The following is a 17,020-nucleotide window of genomic DNA, read 5'->3' on the forward strand; positions in this document are numbered from 1 at the left end:
ACGGTGCGGGGTCCCGGGCCCGACCGGGACGGCGGACGGACGGGCCCGGGAGGGGCGTGCATGCGGCACGGGTGGTGCCGGTCGTGCCGGGTGGTGCCGCTACCGGTCGGCCGGGGCGGGTGCCGCGGGTTCCCCGGCCGGGGCCGGTTTGCCGGTCAGGCGCCGCAGCAGCGCCGGATTGGTGAGCATCACCGCGTTGCCGAGGAGGATCAGCGCCACGCCCGCCAGGTCCCGGCCGGTCCAGGTGAACTTCTCGAAGACCGTGGACAGCAGCAGCGCCACGATCGGGAAGAGCACCATCGCGTAGGCGGCGCGTTCGCCGCCGATCCGGCCGAGCAGGGTGAGGTACGCGCCGAAGCCCACCACCGAACCGAACACCGCGAGGTAGAGCAGCGAGCCGGTGTACTTCATGGTGGGTTGGAACAGCGCCCCGTGCCCGTAGAACGCGGCGAACGGGGCCATCAGCAGCGCCCCGTACGCCATGGCGTAGCCGGTGCCCTGGACCACCGGGACGCCCGCCGCCTGGGTCTTGCCGGAGACCACGTTGCCCAGGCAGAAGACCAGGGTGCCGACCACGGAGAGCGCGATGCCCTGGCCCGAACCGGAGGACAGGCCGAAGTGCTGGAACTCCGGCCAGAACACCGTGACGATCCCCAGCAGCCCGATGGCCCCGCCGACCAGCATCTTCGCCGTGATCGAACGCCGGAAGAAGACCCGTGCGAACACCATGTTCACCAGCAGCGACATGGCGAAGACGATCGAGACCAGTCCGGTGGTCAGGTACTGCTCGGCGAAGTAGAAGCAGACGAAGTTGGTGGAGAACATCAGCCCGCCCATGAGGACGAACTGACCGTGCACCCGCAGCGGATAGCGCATCGGCAGCCCGCGCAGCCGGGCCCAGGCCAGCAGGATGACGGCGGCCAACGCGAAGCGGTACGCGATCGACGCCGTGGGGTGCACGTCCCCCAACTGCCCCTTGATGGCTAGCCAGGTGGAGCCCCAGATCAGCACCGTCACGACGTACAGGACGGCGTTCATCCGCACCTCCCTTCCAACAGGGCGACCAGCCGGCGGGCGCCCTCCGCCACTTGACCAGGCGTCAAGTAGCTCAGGGAGAGCCGTATTTGGTGACGTCCGCCGTCACCTTCGGGATAGAAGTAGCTCATCGGTGTCCAGATCACTCCGTGCTCGCGGGCGGACTCTTCCAACAGTGCATTGTCCGCCGGAACCGGGAGCGTCATGGTCAGGAAGAAGCCACCCGACGGCACGTTCCAGCTGATTCCGGCCGCCTCCCGCCGGGCGCGGGGGAGCAGCCGGTCCAGACTGTCCAACAGGACCCGGAGGTTGGACTGGTAGAAGTCCGCGGCCGGCTTGTTGGCCTCCCGCAGCCGGAAGTCGTGGCTGACCAGCATGCCGCCGATGACCGCCTGGCTGAGCGCCGGGGTGTTCACCGTCACCATGCCCTTGATCTTCGACAGTTCGTCGGCCAGCAGCGTGCGGGTGCCGTCCGGGGCCCGTACGTGCTGGTCGGCGACCACGTAGCCGACCCGGGCGCCGGGGAAGCAGGTCTTGGCGAACGAACCGAGGTAGACCACCCGCCGCCGCTCGTCCAGTGCCTTGAGTGTGGGCAGGCCGCTGCCCGTCGGGGTGAAGAACCCGTAGGGGTTGTCCTCCAGGACGAGCAGGTCCTCGGCCTCCGCCAGTTCCAACAGCCGCCGCCGTTCGGCGACCGGCAGACAGGTGCCGGTGGGGTTGGAGAAGTCCGGCACCACGTAGAACGCCCGCGGGCGCTTGCCGGCGGCCCGCAGTTCGGCGACCGTGCGCCGCAAGACGTCCGGATCACACCCCTCGGGGCCCTCCGGCACGTGCACCGTCTCGATGTCCAGCAGCCGGGCCGCGCCGGTGATGCCCACGTAGCACGGCGAGGAGACCAACAGGACGTCCGACGGGTCGGCGAACAGGGCGCGCAGGACCAGGAACATGCCCTCCTGCGCGCCCACCGTGACGACCAGGGAATCCGGGTCGGCGGTGATGCCCTCGTCGTGCTGCAGGGCGCGCGCGACCAGCTCGTGGATCTGGCCGTTGGTGCGCCCGTACTGGAACAGCAGGGTCCGGACCTGGTCGGGGGTGCAGCCCCGGTCCTCGATGAGGTACCGCTGGTAGGCGGCGAGGTAGTCGCCGATCCGCTCGACCTCGAAGAGCCCCTCGTAGGGGCGGCCGGGGCCGAAGGAGATCGCCTCCGGGTAGCGGGAGGTGACCTCGTTGAGGAAGTTCATCACCTCCATCAGCGGATCGGCGAGCGAGCCGTGCAGCGCGCGGCTCGGCAGTTCGATGGTGGGTGGATCCTGGCTCACCTGGCGTCCTCCCACAGGACCGGGCAGAAGTCCGGGTCGGTGTAGTCGGGGTTGCCGGCGGCGTCCTTCCGGACCAGCACGTCGTTGTTGTAGACGACCTGGCCGCCGTCGGACAGCTCGAAGGGACGCCACTGGTTGGTGCGGTCCTGGAGGTGCAGCGAGATGGCCCGGCGGGGTCGGTCGCTGACGTTGTAGCCGCTGCCGTGGTAGGTGCGGCAGTGGTGGAAGCTGATGTGCCCCTTGGGGATGGTGATGGGCACCTTGCGGACCTCCACGTTGTTGAAGGCGGCGTTCTCCGCGAGCATGTCCTCCAGTTCGGAGCGGTCGCGCTCGGCGAAGTGGCGGCTGGTGGAGTCGTCGTTGCCGGTCTCCTTCCAACGGTGGCTGCCGTCCACCATCGTGATGGTGCCCATCTCCTCACCACAGTCGTGGAACGGGATGAAGGCGGTCAGCATCTCGTCGGAGGAGCAGGTCTGCCAGTAGTGCCGGTCGAAGTGCCAGGGCACGATGTTGCGCTCGTCGTCCGCCCGCTGCGGCTTGTGGATCAGGGTGCTGTTCCACAGGCGTATCTGGCTGGTCCGCGAGATCAGGCCGGCGACCGCCGCGATGATCGGCTTGGCCAGGATGGAGCGGATGGTGTCGTCCTCGTAGAAGATGTAGTCGTTGTGCCGGTGCACGTCGCCCTTGTCCGGCTCCCAGTACGCCAGCCGCGGCGGTCGGGTGGGCAGGGTGCGGTCCCGGTGGCCGGCGTAGAAGCGGTCGGCCGCGGAGTCCAGCAGGTCGACCTCCTCGTCGGTGAGCAGCTTCTTCGACAGGTAGTAGCCGTGCTCCTGGAAGAACTGCACCTCCTCTTCGGTGGGCAGCAACTCCCGCTCGGCGGCGGTCAGCGGGAAACGGGCGTCGTCGATCGTCATGCCGGATCCTTCGTCTCGGTGGTGTGGGGTTGCGTGGGGAGGGTCGGGTGGTGCGGCTGCCCCCCGGCGGGGCGCAGCAGATCGCGGGTGACGTCGCAGAGCCGGGGCCGGCCGGTGAGTGCCATCGCCTCCTCCAACTCCGCCCGGAGGGTGGACAGCACCTGCGCCGCGCCGGGCTCGCCGTCGACCGCCAGGCCCCAGAGGACCGGCCGGCCGACCAGGACCGCGCGGGCCCCGAGCGCCAGTGCCTTGAGCACGTCCGTGCCGCGCCGGACGCCGCCGTCGACGAGGACCTCGCACCGGTCTCCGGCGGCCGCGACGACCTCCGGAAGCGCCTCCAACGCCGGTACGACGCCGTCGAGTTGACGCCCTCCGTGGGTGGACACGATCAGCCCAGCCACGCCCAGCCCGGCCGCCCGGTGGGCGTCCTCCGCGGTGAGCACGCCCTTGAGGACCAGCGGCAGGTCGGTCAGCGACCGGATCCACGCCAGGTCGTCCCAGGTGAACGCGGCGTCGTGGTGCCGGGCGGCGTGCCCGGCGAGCGAGGAGCCGCCGGCGCCGCCCTGGTGCAGCCCGGCCTCGTGGTCCCGGTCGAGATTGGCCGGGCGGATGTGCGGCGGCAGGCGGAACCCGTTGCGCAGGTCGCGCTCCCGGCGGGCCATCCGCGGGGTGTCGACGGTGATCACCAGGGCCCGGTAGCCGGCGGCCTCGGCGCGCCGCACCAGCGACGCGGTGACCTCCCTGCGGCGCAGCACGTACAGCTGGAGCCACAGCGGTCCGGTGGCGGCCGCGGCGACGTCCTCCAGCGACGTGCTGGCGAAGGTGCTGGCGATGGTGAGTGCGCCCGCCGCGCCGGCCGCGCGGACGGTGGCGAGTTCGCCGTCCGGGTGCACCAGCTGGTGGTAGGCCATGGGCGCGATGCCCACGGGGAACGCCACCGGGTGGCCGAGCAGGGTGGTGGCCGGCTCGCAGTGGGACACGTCGACGAGGGCGCGGGGCCGCAGCCGGTACCGGCCGTAGGCCGCGCGGTCCTCGTGCAGGGTCAGCTCGTCGCCGCTGCCGCCGGCGATGTAGTCCCACACCGACCGGTCGAGGCGGTCCCGGGCCGCGGACTCGTAGTCCCGTGGGTTGAGCAGCAGGTCCGGCCGGGTGTCGGGGGAGGTGGTGGGCGCGGTCACCCGCCGGCCCTCGCCGAGGCACCCGCCGGTACGGCGTTGTCGGCGCGTTCCCGTTCGACGGCTTCGTAGAGGGCCTTGATGTTGCCGCTGCCGAAGGTGCGGGCGTCGAGCCGCTGGATCAGCTCGAAGAACACCGTGCGGCGGGCGTACGGGGAGCGGGTGAAGACCTGCACGAGCTGTCCCCACTCGTCCCGGTCGGCGAGCAGCCCCAGTTCCTGGAGGACGGCCGGGTCGACGCCCACCTCGATCCCGCGCTCGGCCAGCGAGGCGTAGTAGCCGGCCGGGGTGCTGAGCAACTCCACGCCGGAGCGGCGCAGTTCCCGGGCGGCGGTGACGATGTCGTCGGTGGCGTAGGCGACGTGCTGCACGCCGGGGCCGTCGAAGCCGTCGAGGAAGTCGTTGAGCTGGCCGCGGTCGCTGGTCGGGTCGGGCTCGACCATGGTGAAGGTGATGCCACGGGTCTCGTCCTGGACCACCTTGGAGGCCATCGCCTGGCCGCCGACGACGATGTACTCGTCGTAGGTGTGCTTCAGGCCCAGCGCCCGGCCGTAGAAGTCGACCATGGTGTCGAGGGATCCGGGACGCAGGACGAAGGCCAGGTGGTCGACGGACCGCAACAGCCCGGCGTCGGCCGCGCCGTCGTCGACGGGCAGATAACGCTGCGGCAGGAACGGGCCTGACGGATCGTCACGTTCGATGAAGGTGTGCACCAGGTCGTTGGTCGCGGCGATGGTGGCCCGGACGACCCGTCCGCCGGCGTCCTCGAAGGTCTCGGGCGCGGAGACCGGATCGGCGCCCGCGGCCACCGCACGGGCGAAGTCGCCGGCCGCGTCCGTCGACCGCAGGGCCACGTCCCGGATGCCGTCCCCGTGCTTGCGGACGAAGTGGGAGGCGGCGTGGTCGGCGTGCAGGGCCGAGGTGAGCACCAGGCGGACGCCGCCGTGGGCCAGGACGAGCGACCGGGCGCCGGCCAGCCCGGTGAGCGGGCCGGCCTCGGCCACCACGCGGAATCCGTAGGTGCTGCAGTAGTAGTGGGACGCCTGGTTGACGTCACCGACGAAGAACTCGACATGGTCGACGGAATGGGCGGTCACACTGGTCCAATCTCTCGAACTGAAGGGTGTGGGGGCGCACCGGCCGGCCGCGCCGCGGAACGCCGCGGGCGGGGGTGACGGTGCGGTCAAGGAGAGGGGGTCACGGGTGCCCCCGCCGCTTCGGCGAGGGCGCGGAAGACGTAACAGGCCGAGGTGGCGCCGGGATCCTGGTGCCCGATGCTGCGCAGCCCCAGGTACGCGGCGCGGCCCTTTCTGGCCTGTAGCGGGATGGTGGCGAGCATGCCGGTCTCGGCGGCGCGGGCCGCGGCGTGGGCGGCCGAGGCGAAGTCGCCGCCGGACTCCGCGGTCGCCCGGAAGGCGCTGACGGCGGGTGAACAGGCGTCGATCATGGTCTTGTCGCCGGGGACGGCCGCGCCGAGGCGCTGCATGGTGGCCAGCGCGGCGGTGAGCCCGGCCGCGAACCGGAGGGTGCCGACTTCCGGTGCGGTGCCGAGGGCGGCTCCCCAGGTGCGGAAGGCGCCCCCGTACAGGGGACCGGAGGCGCCTCCGACGACGGAGACGAGGGTGCTGCCCGCGGCCGCCAGGGCGGCGCCGGGGGAGGCCGGTGCTCGGGACGGGGCGTCGAGCGTGACGCGGACCGCGGCGAACCCGCGGGCCATGTTGGCCCCGTGGTCCCCGTCCCCGATGGCCGAGTCGAGGTCGATGAGGTGGTGCTGGTGCTGGTGCATGGCCGTGCTGACGCGCCGCAGCCAGTCGAGGACGAGGGAACTGTCCACCACGTCCCGACCGGGCACGTCGGCACGGCCCCGTAACGTCTCGGGCTCCCCCGCAGGCTCCCGCATGGCAGGCGCTCCTTCGATCCCCCGCGCCGCAGTGCTCCGCGGCTGGATTACCAACGCATTACCGAAAGGTGTTCGGCATTACCGAATGCCGATAGGAAGCAAAACCCAGCGACCCCGGCTGCGTCAAGGTTTTCCCGCACACGTGATCGCAGGCTTGACGGTCGTGGGGCGAAGCGCGGCCTGCGGAAGGCGGGTTGATGAAGCGGGGGTGACGTGGAGGTGCGGCGGCGGACGGGAGTCCGGCTGCGGCTCGCGCGCCGGTGCGGGCCCGTGAATCCCGCGGCGCTGAAGTGGGGAGGGGTGTCCGGCAACCTCAATCGCAGGCGTGCAGGCCGGCGTTGCGCGGGGCGCCGAGGTCCCGGGACAGGCTGCGGGCGGCCTCGCGCACCGCGATGGCGTGTTCCTGGCGGGTGCTTTCGGCCATGAGTCGCTCCACCGGACCCACCAGGCCCAGACCACCGACCACTTCGCCGGTGCGGTCGAAGACCGGCGCCGCGATGCCCGCGTCGCCGAGCGTCAACTCGTTCTCGTCCACCGCGTAGCCGGTCTCGCGCACCCGGTCCAACTGGGCCTCCAGGCGCTCCGGATCGTCGAGGCTGAATCCGGTGACCCGCGGCAAGGCACCCGCCAGCAGGGCCGCACGGCCCGCTGCGGGCAGGAAGGCGGCGATCGCCTTGCCCAGCGCGCAGGCGTGCCAGGGCAGACTGGCCCCCGTCTCCAACACCTGCACCGCCCCGCCCGGGCGGAACGCGTGGTGCACCACCAGCACCTGGCCGTCGGTCAGGATGCCGGCCCAGACAGCGGCCTCGGACTGGGAGGCGAGCCGGTCGGCCCAGGTCACCGCACGGGTCCGCAACTCGTGCGAATCGAGATAGGCGTTGCCCAACGTCACCAGACCCGGTCCCAGTTGGTACTTGCCGCTCTCCCGGTCCTGGACGACCAGGCCCTCCGCCTCCAGGGTGCGCAGCAGTGCGTGGGCGGTCGGCTTGGCCACGCCGACCCGGTCGGCCAGCTCGGTCACGCCCAACCGCGGGGTCGCCGTGGCGAGTTCCCGCAGTACGTGGATCGCTCTGTGCACCGCCTGGACCATGAACCACTCCTCGGTCAGTATTGCTGAACAGTGTTCCGACCCATAGGGTCCTTGTTCATGACACCGCTGGTTGGCATCGTACTTGTGTCGCACCGCGCGGAAATCGCCCTGGGCGTACGGTCGCTGGCCACCGACATGGCCGGCGGCGCGGTCACCGTGGTCGCGGCCGGCGGCACCGACGACGGCCGCACCGGAACGAGTTACGCCCGCGTGCTGGCCGCGCTCGACCGCGCCGCCACCGGCGCCGGCGTGCTGGTCCTGCCGGACCTGGGCAGTTCGGTGCTCACCACCCGCCTGGTCCTGGACGAACACCCCGAGATCCACGCCGTGCTCGCCGACGCCCCGTTCGTCGAGGGCGCCGTCGTGGCGGCCGTCACCGCGGCGACCGGCGCCGCACTGCCCGCCGTCGCCCGGGCCGCGGAGGAGGCCCGGACCCTCAGCAAGTTCTGACCGTGCGCGAGGCCCGGCGCCGGTTGCCCGAACGACCGGCCGTGGCCGCCGCCCCGGGCCGCGTTCCGCCGGGCACACGATCCCGCTGCCGCACAGCCATAGACGACACCAATGGCCGCCATCGGAACTGCGTCATTGCCCCGCCGGCCGCCGTCGATCAAGGTGGAGGACAACGCCGCCCCGCCCGTGCCCCCGATCAGAATTGCGGACCGCCAGCCATGACCTCCTCGCACGCCGCGCAGTCCCGTCCCCGCACCGTCGTCTTCCGCGGCGTCCGGCTCCTCGGCGGGCCGCCCGTCGACCTCACCGTCGTGGACGGCGTCGTCGACGCCGTGGCCGACGCCACCGGCGGTGCGGCCCCCGGGGCGGCGTCCGAGGTGGTGGAATGCGCCGGTCTGCTCGCGCTGCCCACGCTCGTCGACGCGCACATCCACCCCGACAAGACGACGTGGGGCGAGCCCTGGTACACCCGCCGCCGCCCCGCCCACGGGATCGCCGACCACGTGGCGCAGGACGTCGAACTCTCCCGTGCGCTGCCCACTCCGGTCGGCGTGCGGGCGCACCGGCTGATGGCCCACGCCGCGGCGTGCGGCACCCGCGCCATGCGCGCGCACGCCGATGTGGCACCCGCCTTCGGGCTCGAAGGGCTCGTCGGCATCAACGAGGCGCGCGCTGCCCTCGCCGGCGTCCTCGACGTCCAGACCGTCGGCTTCCCCCAGCACGGCCTGCGCCAGGCACCCGGCACCGACGCGCTGCTGGACGAGGCGGCTCGCAACGGCCTGATCGACCTGGTCGGCGGCATCGACCCGGCGGGCTTCGACGACAACCCCGAGCACCTCGACACCGTGTTCGGCCTGGCCGAGCGCCACCGCCTCGGGGTGGACGTCCACCTGCACGACCGCGGCGCCCGGGGCCTGGCCCCCCTGCGCGAGATCATCGCGCGCACCCGCGCCCTGGACATGGGCGGCCACGTCACCGTCAGCCACGTCTTCTGCCTGCCGGGACTTCAGCCGCGGGAACTCGACGAGCTGGCCGACGAACTCGCCGCGGCGGGCGTCTCCTTGACCACGGTGGCCGCCGACTCGGGGTCCGTGCTGCCGCACCGTCGACTGCGCGCGCACGGGGTGCGGGTCGGCATCGGCTCCGACGGCGTGCGCGACGCGTGGAGCCCCTTCGGCACCGGCGACATGCTGCACCGCGCGCACCTCCTCGGATACTGCACCGGCGCCCGGCTCGACGAGGAGCTCGACGCCTGTTACCTGGCCGCCGCGCACGACGGGGCCGAGCTCGTCGGGTTGCCGCGGGCCGACTTCACGCCCGGGGCGCCGGCCGACTTCCTCCTCGTCGACGGCGAGTGCCTGGCCCAGGCCGTGGTGGACGTGCCGCAGCGGCGGATGGTCGTCCGGGCCGGCCGGGTGGTCGCCCGCGACGGCGCCCTCTGCTGACCGGCCGGCCGGCGGCGCACGGTCGACGCCGACCTGAACGGGGCGATGCCCCGCCGGGCGGGCCCTGCCGGGCGAACCGGCCACGCCGGCGGCGCGCGGTGTCCCAACGCGGCCCGGCCTCCCGGGCGATGCATGCCTGGGAGCGTCCGTACGCGGCGTGCCGCACCCCCTGCGCAGGCACCCGCTGTCGGTGCTGGGCATGGCGGGCGAACCGATCGGTCGAAGTGGATCACGGCACCCCGCAGCCTGCCCCGCACGTCACCGTCCCAGCCACCGCAAGGGCCTGTGCAAGAGGCCACTTGGGGCGGGAAAACGCAACTTCGACAGGGCCCGCAGAGGCGGCTACCTTCACCTGGTCTTCGGTGGTCGCCCACGGTCACACGGGAGTTCCGTCAGGCTGAGCCACCCGCGACGGGACGCGGCGGTCACGCCCCACGAATCCTCGCCCCTTGGGTAAGCCACCGGACCGGGACCACGCCAGGCACCCCCGACCAGGGAGAGACACATGCCCCATCTTGCTCTGTACACATTCGGCGTCCTGAAGGCACCCCTCGCCGATCCCGCGCCTCTCACGCGCGAGTTCTACGACAGTGGTGAGGCCGTCTACCGGAAGATCAGTCAGCACCCCGGCTACCTCGCCCATGCTGAGGCGGCGGAAGGCGGCCGGGGCTCACACTTCGACCTGGACTGGGGTGCCTGGGGCGAGTTCGCCGTACCGGCCTGGTACGGCAAGGGCCGCACGGTGGAAACCATCGCCCTGGCCGCGACCCTCTCACTCTGGACCGACCTGCGCTCCGCCTTCGACGCCATCTACACCGGTCTGCACCGTGAGGCGCTGAACAGGCGTTACGACTGGTTCGAGCGGGCGGCACACCCGAACTACGTGTTCTGGTGGGTCTCCGACGGCGTGACACCCACCTGGCAGGACGGGGTCTCCACGCTGGAACGGCTCCACGACCTCGGCCCCGCGCCGCACGCCTTCACCTTCCACCACGCGTTCGCCCCGGACGGAACTCCGACCAGGACCAAAGGCATCGGGCCGAAGAGCGACCAGGCTCGCTGACAGGGAAGCCTGAACGACTGGGTTCGCTGTCGAACGCCCTCCGCACTCTTCCTCATATTCCCTAACCTTCCCTATTGGAGTTGCCGATGGGGAAGGTTAGGGTATTTTCATGAGTGATCGTCTGTACTCCGTGGAGCAGGTGGCCGAGCGGTTGGGCCTGCACGTGCGCACCGTCCGCAACTACGTGCGCGACGGGCGGCTGCCCGCGGTCCGCATCGGCAAGCAGTACCGCATCGCGCACGCGGACCTGGAAGCCTTCACCGGCCGTCCGGTGCCCGCGCCGCACGACGAAGCGGTCAGCCGGGAGCGTCACTGCGAGGCGTCGAGCATCGTCGAGATCGAGGACATCGACACCGCGACGGCCGACCGGCTGGCCTCGCTCCTGATGTCCGCGGCCACCAGCCGCGGGCCGGGGGAGCGGCCGCTGCGGATCCAGACGGTCCACGACAAGGACCGGGCCCGGTTGAAGGTCGTCGTCCTGGGCGGACTGGCCGACACGGCCCGGCTGTTCGACTACATGGAGGGGGTACTCACATCGTGAGCACGAACGAGGGCACGAGCACGGGGGCGGGCGGCGGGACGAGCGCGCTGTACACGTCCGAGGCCGGCGCGGCGGAGATTCGGCGCCGCTACCAGGAGGTGCTGGACGCCTGGCCGGTGCCGGCCGAGCGGGTGCGGGTGCCGACCCGGCACGGCGAGACCTTCGTCGTCGTCTCCGGTCCCGAGGACGCCCCTCCCGTGGTGCTGCTGCACGGTTCGGGCGCCAACGCCACGATGTGGCGGGGCGACATCGCCTCCTGGGCGCAACACTTCCGCACCTACGCCGTGGACGTCCTCGGCGAGCCCGGCCTGAGCGCGCCCAACCGGCTGCCGTTGGCCTCGGACGCGCACGCGCAGTGGTTGGACGACGTCTGGCAGGGGCTCGGCCTCACGGCCGCTGCGGTGGTCGGGACCTCCCTCGGCGGGTGGCTGGCGCTGGACTACGCCGACCGCCGCCCGGCGCGGGTGACGCGGTTGGCGCTGCTGTGCCCAGGCGGTGTGGGCCGGCAGAAGATGGGGTGGCTGTTCAAGGCCCTGCTGCTGCGGGCCTTCGGTCGCCGGGGGATGCTCCGTTCGGTGCGTGCGGGGACGGGCATCAAGGACCCCGCGCTCCAGCCCGTCCTCGACACCGTGGTCCTCACCTTCACCCACTTCAAGGCGCGGACCGAGCGGCTGCCGGTCTTCCCCGACGAGGCGCTGAGCCGACTGGGCGGACCGGTGCTGGTGCTCACCGGGGACCAGGACGCCCTGTTCGACGCGGCGGAGACCGCTCGGCGGATGCGCCGCTGCGTCCCGCAGGCCACGGTCCACCTGCTGCCCGGCGTCGGCCATGCGATCTTCGGCCAGACCGAGGTGATCCGGGACTTCCTGCGGGACTGAACTGGCCGTCGTCGTCAACGGCATTGCGGAAGAGGTGAGTTGGGGTGCGCGGTGTCGTGCCGGTGGAGGGCGGAGCCGGCGTCCGGGCAGGGGTGTGCCCGCGCCCGGGCATGCGCCCCCCTGCGCCCCCGCGCACCCCGCGAGGCACTCTGGACGGCCCCCAGGCCGGGCCCTAGCGTCACGCGTCGTGACTAGCATCCCGCAGGCTCCTGACATCCTGTCGGCACAGTTCGCGACCGACCCCTACCCGGCGTACCGGGTGCTGCGCGAGCACTATCCGCTGCTGCACCACGAGGGCACGGGCAGCTATCTGCTCTCCCGCTACGACGACGTGGAACGGGCCTTCCGCGAACCGGTGTTCACCAGCGACAACTACATCTGGCAACTGGAACCGGCGCACGGCGGACGCACCCTGCCGCAGCTCAGCGGCCGCGAACACGCCGTGCGCCGGGCCCTGGTGGCCCCCGCCTTCCGCGGCCGGGAACTGCGCGAGACGTTCCAGCCCCTCATCGAGCGGAACGCCCGCGAACTGATCGACGCCTTCCGCGACGACGACGAGGTGGACCTGGTGGCACAGTTCGCCACCCGGCTCCCCATCAACGTGATCGTCGACATGCTCGGACTGGACCGGGCCGACCACGACCGCTTCCACGACTGGTACACCGCCGTCGTCGGCTTCATCGCCAACCTCGCCCAGGACCCCGCGATCGCGGACGCCGGGCGCCGCGCGGGGGAGGAACTCGCCGCCTACCTCCACCCGATCATCCAGGAACGGCGCGCCGCACCCGGCGACGACCTGCTCTCGCGGTTGTGCACCGCCGAGGTCGAAGGCGTCCGGATGACCGACCAGGACATCACCGCGTTCGTGAGCCTGCTGCTGTCCGCGGGCGGCGAGACCACGGACAAGGCCATCGCCCTGGTCGTCCGCAACCTCCTCGCCCACCCCGAACAACTCGCCGCGGTCCGCGCCGACCGCTCCCTGGTGCCCGCCGCCTTCGCCGAGACGCTGCGCCACACCCCGCCGGTACAGATGATCATGAGGCAGCCCGCCGAGGACGTCACCGTCAGCGGGGGCACCGTGCCCGCCGGGGCCACCGTCACCTGCCTGATCGGCGCGGCCAACCGCGACGCCGACCGCTACGCCCACCCCGACGCCTTCGACCTCCTCCGCTCCGACCTCACCCCGGACACCGCCTTCAGCGCCGCCGCACGGCACATCGCCTTCGGCCTCGGCCGGCACTTCTGCGTGGGCGCCCTGCTGGCCAAGGCCGAAGTCGAGACCAGCGTCAACCAACTCCTCGACGCCTTCCCCGACTTGGCGTTCGCCGACGGCGTGGCACCGCCCGACGCGGGCGTGTTCACCCGCGGACCGCGGCAGCTGCGGCTGCGCCTGCGCGACCGCGAGCGCTGAACGACCCCGTTGCACGCGGGCCGGCCGCACCCCCGACGCCGCGGAGGATCACGCCTCCGCGGCGCGGGCGTCCGCCCAGGGATCCACCGGGACCACCCCGGTCACCCGGCCCCGCGGATCCAGCAGCCGCCCCATCAGCTTGGTCTGCCGCAGGACCACCGAACGGTCCCGCAGGACCAGCTGCGGCAACCGCTCCCCGAGCCGCGTCTCCAGCCGTTGGACGTCGGCCACGGTGTGCAGCCACACCGTGAACAGCAGGTTCTGCGGACCGGTCACCGAGGAGCACAGCCGGACCTCGGGAAGCGTCAGCAGCACCCGCACCGCCTCCGGCAACCGCTCCGCGGGCACGCTCGCCCACAAGGTCGCGGAGACCGGCCACTCGGTCAGTTCGCGCGCCACCTCACAGCGCAGCGCCAGATCGTGATCGGTGAGCAGCCGCCCGACCCGGCGCCGGACGGTGGGCGCGCTCAGCCCGACCGCCCGGCCCAGGGCGACCGCGCTCGCCCGGCCGTCCCGCGACAGCTCGGGCAACAGCGCCCGGTCGGGACCGTCGAGGGAGACCGCGGCACCGGTGCGCGGCGGAGGCGCGGCGGTGGTCCGCAACTGCTCGCCCTGGGCGGCGGTCAGCGCCCGCAGCCGCCACCGGCTGCCCTCGCCGTAGAGGCGGGTGGCGATCCCCGCACGGGTGGCGGTCACCCCCGGCAGGGTCGCGATGGTGCCGAGCAGCAGCCCGGAGAGTTCGCCGAGGCCGGGCACGAAGACGGTGATGAGCAGGTCCCGTCCGCCCGCCATGTGCTCGACGGTCGCGACCTGCGGGACGTCGGCGAGCGCCCGGGCGACCGCGTCCACACTGCCCGACCGGCAGTCGATCTCGATGAACGCGGTGACCAGCCGCTCCAGGAGGCGGCGGCCCGGATAGCCGGTCACCCAGGCCAGCCCCGAGCGCTCCAGCCGGCTCCAGCGGCGGGCCGCGGTGACCGGGTCGATGTCGAGGACCGGTGCCACGGTCTGCCAGGACGCCCGCGGCGAGATCTGCAACGCATGGACCAGCCGCGCGTCGAGACCACTGAGGACACCGGTTTCCTGCATGAGGGCCGCCTTGCTGTGTCTTTCCTGCATTCCCAAGGTATTCCGTTTGCCCCGCTCACGGCGCTGAGCAGCATGTCCTCCCAGCCGGGCAGGCCGCCCGGCACGGACGGTCCGGGGATGTCCCGGGTCCCGTGGGGAAAGAGGTTCGCGATGACTCCAGCGGTCGCAAGCGGCGGAACGCAGACCGGAAGGGGCAGCACCCCAAGCACCGGTGAGGACGTCCGCAAGGGCCGTCGCGCGCTGCTCGCGGCGACCGTCGGCGGCGTCGTCGAATCCTTCGACTGGACGCTCTACGCGGTGCTGGCCCCGTTCTTCGCCGCGCAGGTCTTCCCCGGCGACGACCCCGTGACCCAACTGCTCGGCGCCTACCTCGGCTTCGCGGTCGGCTTCGTCGTCCGGCCGCTCGGCTCGTACCTGATGGGCCGGATCGCCGACACCCGCGGCCGCCGCTTCGGCCTGACGCTCAGCATGGCCGTGATCTCGGTGGCGAGCGTGCTGATCGCACTCCTCCCGACGGCCGCGACGATCGGCGCGGCGGCACCCGTGCTGCTGGTGGGGCTGCGCCTCGTCCAGGGCCTGTCGATGGGCGGTGAGAACCCCAGCGCCGCCGCGTACGTCACCGAGACCGCGCCGCGCTCCGTGCGGTTCCTCTACAGCGCCCTCTCCTACTCCGGCGTGATCATCGGCAACATCCTCTCCTTCGGCGTGCTGACGCTGCTGCTCACCACCCTCGGCAAGGACGGCGTCACCGGCGGCGGCTGGCGGATCGGCTTCCTGGTGGCGGCCGTGCTGGGACTGCTGGCCCTGTGGATCCGGCGCGGCGCCCAGGAGAGCGAGGAATTCGCCGAACAAGCCGCCCACCGCCCCACCGGCGCCGAGCGGCGCGCCCTGCTGCGCACCCACTCCCGCCAGCTCGCCGCGGTGTTCCTGATCACCCTCGGCGCCACCATCGGCTACTACTTCGGCACCACCTACCTGCCCCAGTACGCCGCGCAGCTGGGCGTCGTCTCCGCCGCCGACTCGGCCGCCGCGATGCTGCTGCCGCTGCTGGCACTGATCGCCGCGATGGCCGTCGTCGGCCGGCTCGCCGACCGGCTCGGCGCGCTGCGCACCCTGCGCACCGGACTGGCGCTGCTGACCGTTGCCACCGTCCCGCTGATGACCGCGCTGGCACACCGGACCCTGCCGATGTGGCTGGTCACCGTCGTCTACCTGCTGTTGATCGCGGCGCCGATCGGGCTGGCGAACGTGCTCTTCGCCCAGCTGTTCCCGGTGGCCGTGCGGGTGGTGGCGATGGGCGTGCCGTTCACCCTCGCCACGGGGCTGTTCGGCGGAACCTTCCCGCTGCTCGCCCAGGCACTCGGCAAGGCCGGGCACCTGACGCTGGTGCCCTGGTGGGCCGCCGGCGCCGCGGCCGTCTCCTTCCTCGGGACGTTCCTTCTCCGCCCCCCGACCGACCCCTCCACCAGCGCCACCACCTCCCCTGCGACCTGTGAGGACCCCGCATGAACCTCCGTGACGACGCCCGCGCCCTCTCCGCCGACCTGGTGCACCTGCGGCGCACCCTGCACCGCACGCCGGAGGTCGGCCTGGACCTGCCCCGCACGCAGGAGACCGTGCTGGCCCAACTCGCCGGCCTCCCCTTGGAGGTGAGCACCGGCGCGGGGCTGAGTTCCGTGACGGCGGTGCTGCGCGGTGCCGCCCCCGGCCCCGTCGTGCTGCTCCGCGGGGACATGGACGCGCTACCGGTCGCCGAGCGCACCGGCCTGGACTTCGCCGCCGACACCGGCCGCATGCACGCCTGCGGCCACGACCTGCACACCACCATGCTCACCGGCGCCGCGAAGCTGCTCTCCGCCCACCGCGACCGGCTCGCGGGCGACGTGCTCTTCATGTTCCAGCCCGGCGAAGAGGGCTTCGACGGCGCCCGGCACATGCTGGCCGAAGGGCTCCTCGACGCCGCCGGGCGCCGACCCGACGCCGCCTACGCGGTGCACGTGATGTCCGCCGGGCTGCCCGGCGGCGTCTTCGGCACCCGCGGCGGCCCGGCCCTCGCCGCGTCCAACGTGCTGCGGGTGACGGTGCGCGGCGCCGGCGGGCACGGTTCGATGCCGCACCGCGCCAAGGACCCGGTGCAGGCCGGCTGCGCCATGGTGACCGCGCTCCAGACGTGGATCACCCGCACCTTCGACGTCTTCGACCCGGTGATCCTCACCGTCGGCACCTTCCACGCCGGCACCCAACAGAACGTCATCCCCGACACCGCGGTCTTCGAGGCGACCGTGCGCAGCTTCTCGGCCGAGGCCCAGGCGCGCGTCAAGGACGGCACGGTGGAGGTGTGCCGGGGCATCGCCGCGGCGTACGGCGTCGCGGTGGACGCCGACTTCGCCGAGCTGTACCCGGTCACGGTCAACGACCACGCGGAAGCCGAGTTCGCGGCGCACACGGTCCGCGAGGCCCTCGGCGAGGAGCGCTTCGCCCCCCTGCCGCAGCCGCTGCACGGGTCCGAGGACTTCTCCCGGGTGTTGGCCGAGGTGCCCGGCGCGATGCTCACCCTCGGGGCGCCACCGGCCGGTGCCGACCCCGAGCGCAGCGCCAACAACCACTCCCCGCTGGCCGAGTTCGACGACGCGGTCCTGGCGGACGGCGCGGCGGTCTACGCGGAACTGGCGGCCCGGCGGCTGACGCGTACCGCCTAGGTGCTTGCACC

Annotated in this window: 16 protein-coding genes; 8 read left to right on the forward strand and 8 right to left on the reverse strand. The window is 72.5% G+C overall.

Annotated elements, in window-relative coordinates; translation table 11 throughout:
- Positions 1-99: 99 nt before the first annotated feature.
- The 7 genes from ACJ6WD_RS07620 to ACJ6WD_RS07650 all read right to left on the reverse strand — a co-directional run bounded on the left by ACJ6WD_RS07620 (position 100) and on the right by ACJ6WD_RS07650 (position 7,433).
- The gene (locus ACJ6WD_RS07620) at positions 100-1,038 is read right to left on the reverse strand and encodes a DMT family transporter (RefSeq protein WP_331246875.1); all 939 of its coding nucleotides are present in this window, start codon (positions 1,036-1,038) and stop codon (positions 100-102) included.
- Entirely contained in the window at positions 1,035-2,354 is a 1,320-nt protein-coding gene (locus ACJ6WD_RS07625; RefSeq protein WP_233655744.1) for a PLP-dependent aminotransferase family protein, read from the reverse strand. The genes ACJ6WD_RS07620 and ACJ6WD_RS07625 overlap by 4 nt, the downstream gene beginning before the upstream one ends.
- The gene (locus ACJ6WD_RS07630; protein WP_016579309.1) at positions 2,351-3,268 is read right to left on the reverse strand and encodes a phytanoyl-CoA dioxygenase family protein; all 918 of its coding nucleotides are present in this window, start codon (positions 3,266-3,268) and stop codon (positions 2,351-2,353) included. Before ACJ6WD_RS07630 ends, ACJ6WD_RS07625 begins: the two co-directional genes overlap by 4 nt.
- Positions 3,265-4,446 (reverse strand): alpha-hydroxy acid oxidase, encoded by a 1,182-nt coding sequence (locus ACJ6WD_RS07635; protein ID WP_376555844.1) that lies wholly within the window; start codon positions 4,444-4,446, stop codon positions 3,265-3,267. Before ACJ6WD_RS07635 ends, ACJ6WD_RS07630 begins: the two co-directional genes overlap by 4 nt.
- On the reverse strand, positions 4,443-5,540 hold the full coding sequence (hppD, locus tag ACJ6WD_RS07640) for a 4-hydroxyphenylpyruvate dioxygenase (RefSeq protein WP_233655741.1): 1,098 nt from the start codon (positions 5,538-5,540) through the stop codon (positions 4,443-4,445). The genes ACJ6WD_RS07635 and hppD overlap by 4 nt, the downstream gene beginning before the upstream one ends.
- A gap of 86 nt (positions 5,541-5,626) precedes the next feature.
- On the reverse strand, positions 5,627-6,343 hold the full coding sequence (gene dhaL / locus ACJ6WD_RS07645; protein WP_233655740.1) for a dihydroxyacetone kinase subunit DhaL: 717 nt from the start codon (positions 6,341-6,343) through the stop codon (positions 5,627-5,629).
- A 313-nt stretch (positions 6,344-6,656) separates the two neighbouring features.
- Complete coding sequence (locus ACJ6WD_RS07650; protein ID WP_331246878.1) at positions 6,657-7,433, reverse strand: IclR family transcriptional regulator; 777 nt, start codon at positions 7,431-7,433, stop codon at positions 6,657-6,659.
- A gap of 57 nt (positions 7,434-7,490) precedes the next feature.
- Between ACJ6WD_RS07650 and dhaM the strand changes: the two genes are divergently transcribed.
- The 6 genes from dhaM (at position 7,491) to ACJ6WD_RS07680 (ending at position 13,221) form a co-directional block, all read left to right on the forward strand.
- Entirely contained in the window at positions 7,491-7,883 is a 393-nt protein-coding gene (dhaM, locus tag ACJ6WD_RS07655) for a dihydroxyacetone kinase phosphoryl donor subunit DhaM (RefSeq protein ID WP_331246879.1), read from the forward strand.
- 218 nt (positions 7,884-8,101) lie between these two features.
- Positions 8,102-9,328, forward strand: a complete 1,227-nt coding sequence (locus ACJ6WD_RS07660; protein WP_331246880.1) for an amidohydrolase — start codon at positions 8,102-8,104, stop codon at positions 9,326-9,328.
- A gap of 505 nt (positions 9,329-9,833) precedes the next feature.
- Positions 9,834-10,391 carry a DUF3291 domain-containing protein gene (locus ACJ6WD_RS07665; RefSeq protein WP_407615355.1) on the forward strand — a complete coding sequence of 186 codons (558 nt, stop codon included), beginning with the start codon at positions 9,834-9,836 and terminating at the stop codon, positions 10,389-10,391.
- A 109-nt stretch (positions 10,392-10,500) separates the two neighbouring features.
- Positions 10,501-10,932, forward strand: coding sequence for a helix-turn-helix domain-containing protein (locus ACJ6WD_RS07670; RefSeq protein WP_016576953.1), 432 nt, complete (start codon positions 10,501-10,503; stop codon positions 10,930-10,932).
- Entirely contained in the window at positions 10,929-11,810 is an 882-nt protein-coding gene (locus ACJ6WD_RS07675) for an alpha/beta fold hydrolase (protein WP_407615356.1), read from the forward strand. Before ACJ6WD_RS07670 ends, ACJ6WD_RS07675 begins: the two co-directional genes overlap by 4 nt.
- 187 nt (positions 11,811-11,997) lie before the next feature.
- Complete coding sequence (locus tag ACJ6WD_RS07680) at positions 11,998-13,221, forward strand: cytochrome P450 (RefSeq protein WP_044371976.1); 1,224 nt, start codon at positions 11,998-12,000, stop codon at positions 13,219-13,221.
- Positions 13,222-13,269: 48 nt separating this feature from the next.
- On the opposite strand, the gene ACJ6WD_RS07685 is transcribed toward ACJ6WD_RS07680, so the two are convergent.
- Positions 13,270-14,310 carry an Lrp/AsnC family transcriptional regulator gene (locus ACJ6WD_RS07685; RefSeq protein WP_407615357.1) on the reverse strand — a complete coding sequence of 347 codons (1,041 nt, stop codon included), beginning with the start codon at positions 14,308-14,310 and terminating at the stop codon, positions 13,270-13,272.
- A gap of 150 nt (positions 14,311-14,460) precedes the next feature.
- Between ACJ6WD_RS07685 and ACJ6WD_RS07690 the strand changes: the two genes are divergently transcribed.
- Complete coding sequence (locus ACJ6WD_RS07690) at positions 14,461-15,819, forward strand: MFS transporter (protein ID WP_331246884.1); 1,359 nt, start codon at positions 14,461-14,463, stop codon at positions 15,817-15,819.
- On the forward strand, positions 15,816-17,009 hold the full coding sequence (locus tag ACJ6WD_RS07695) for a M20 family metallopeptidase (RefSeq protein WP_233655731.1): 1,194 nt from the start codon (positions 15,816-15,818) through the stop codon (positions 17,007-17,009). Before ACJ6WD_RS07690 ends, ACJ6WD_RS07695 begins: the two co-directional genes overlap by 4 nt.
- Positions 17,010-17,020 lie beyond the last annotated feature (11 nt).

The organism is Streptomyces sp. VTCC 41912 (assembly GCF_045799175.1).
Lineage (GTDB): Bacteria > Actinomycetota > Actinomycetes > Streptomycetales > Streptomycetaceae > Streptomyces > Streptomyces albulus_C.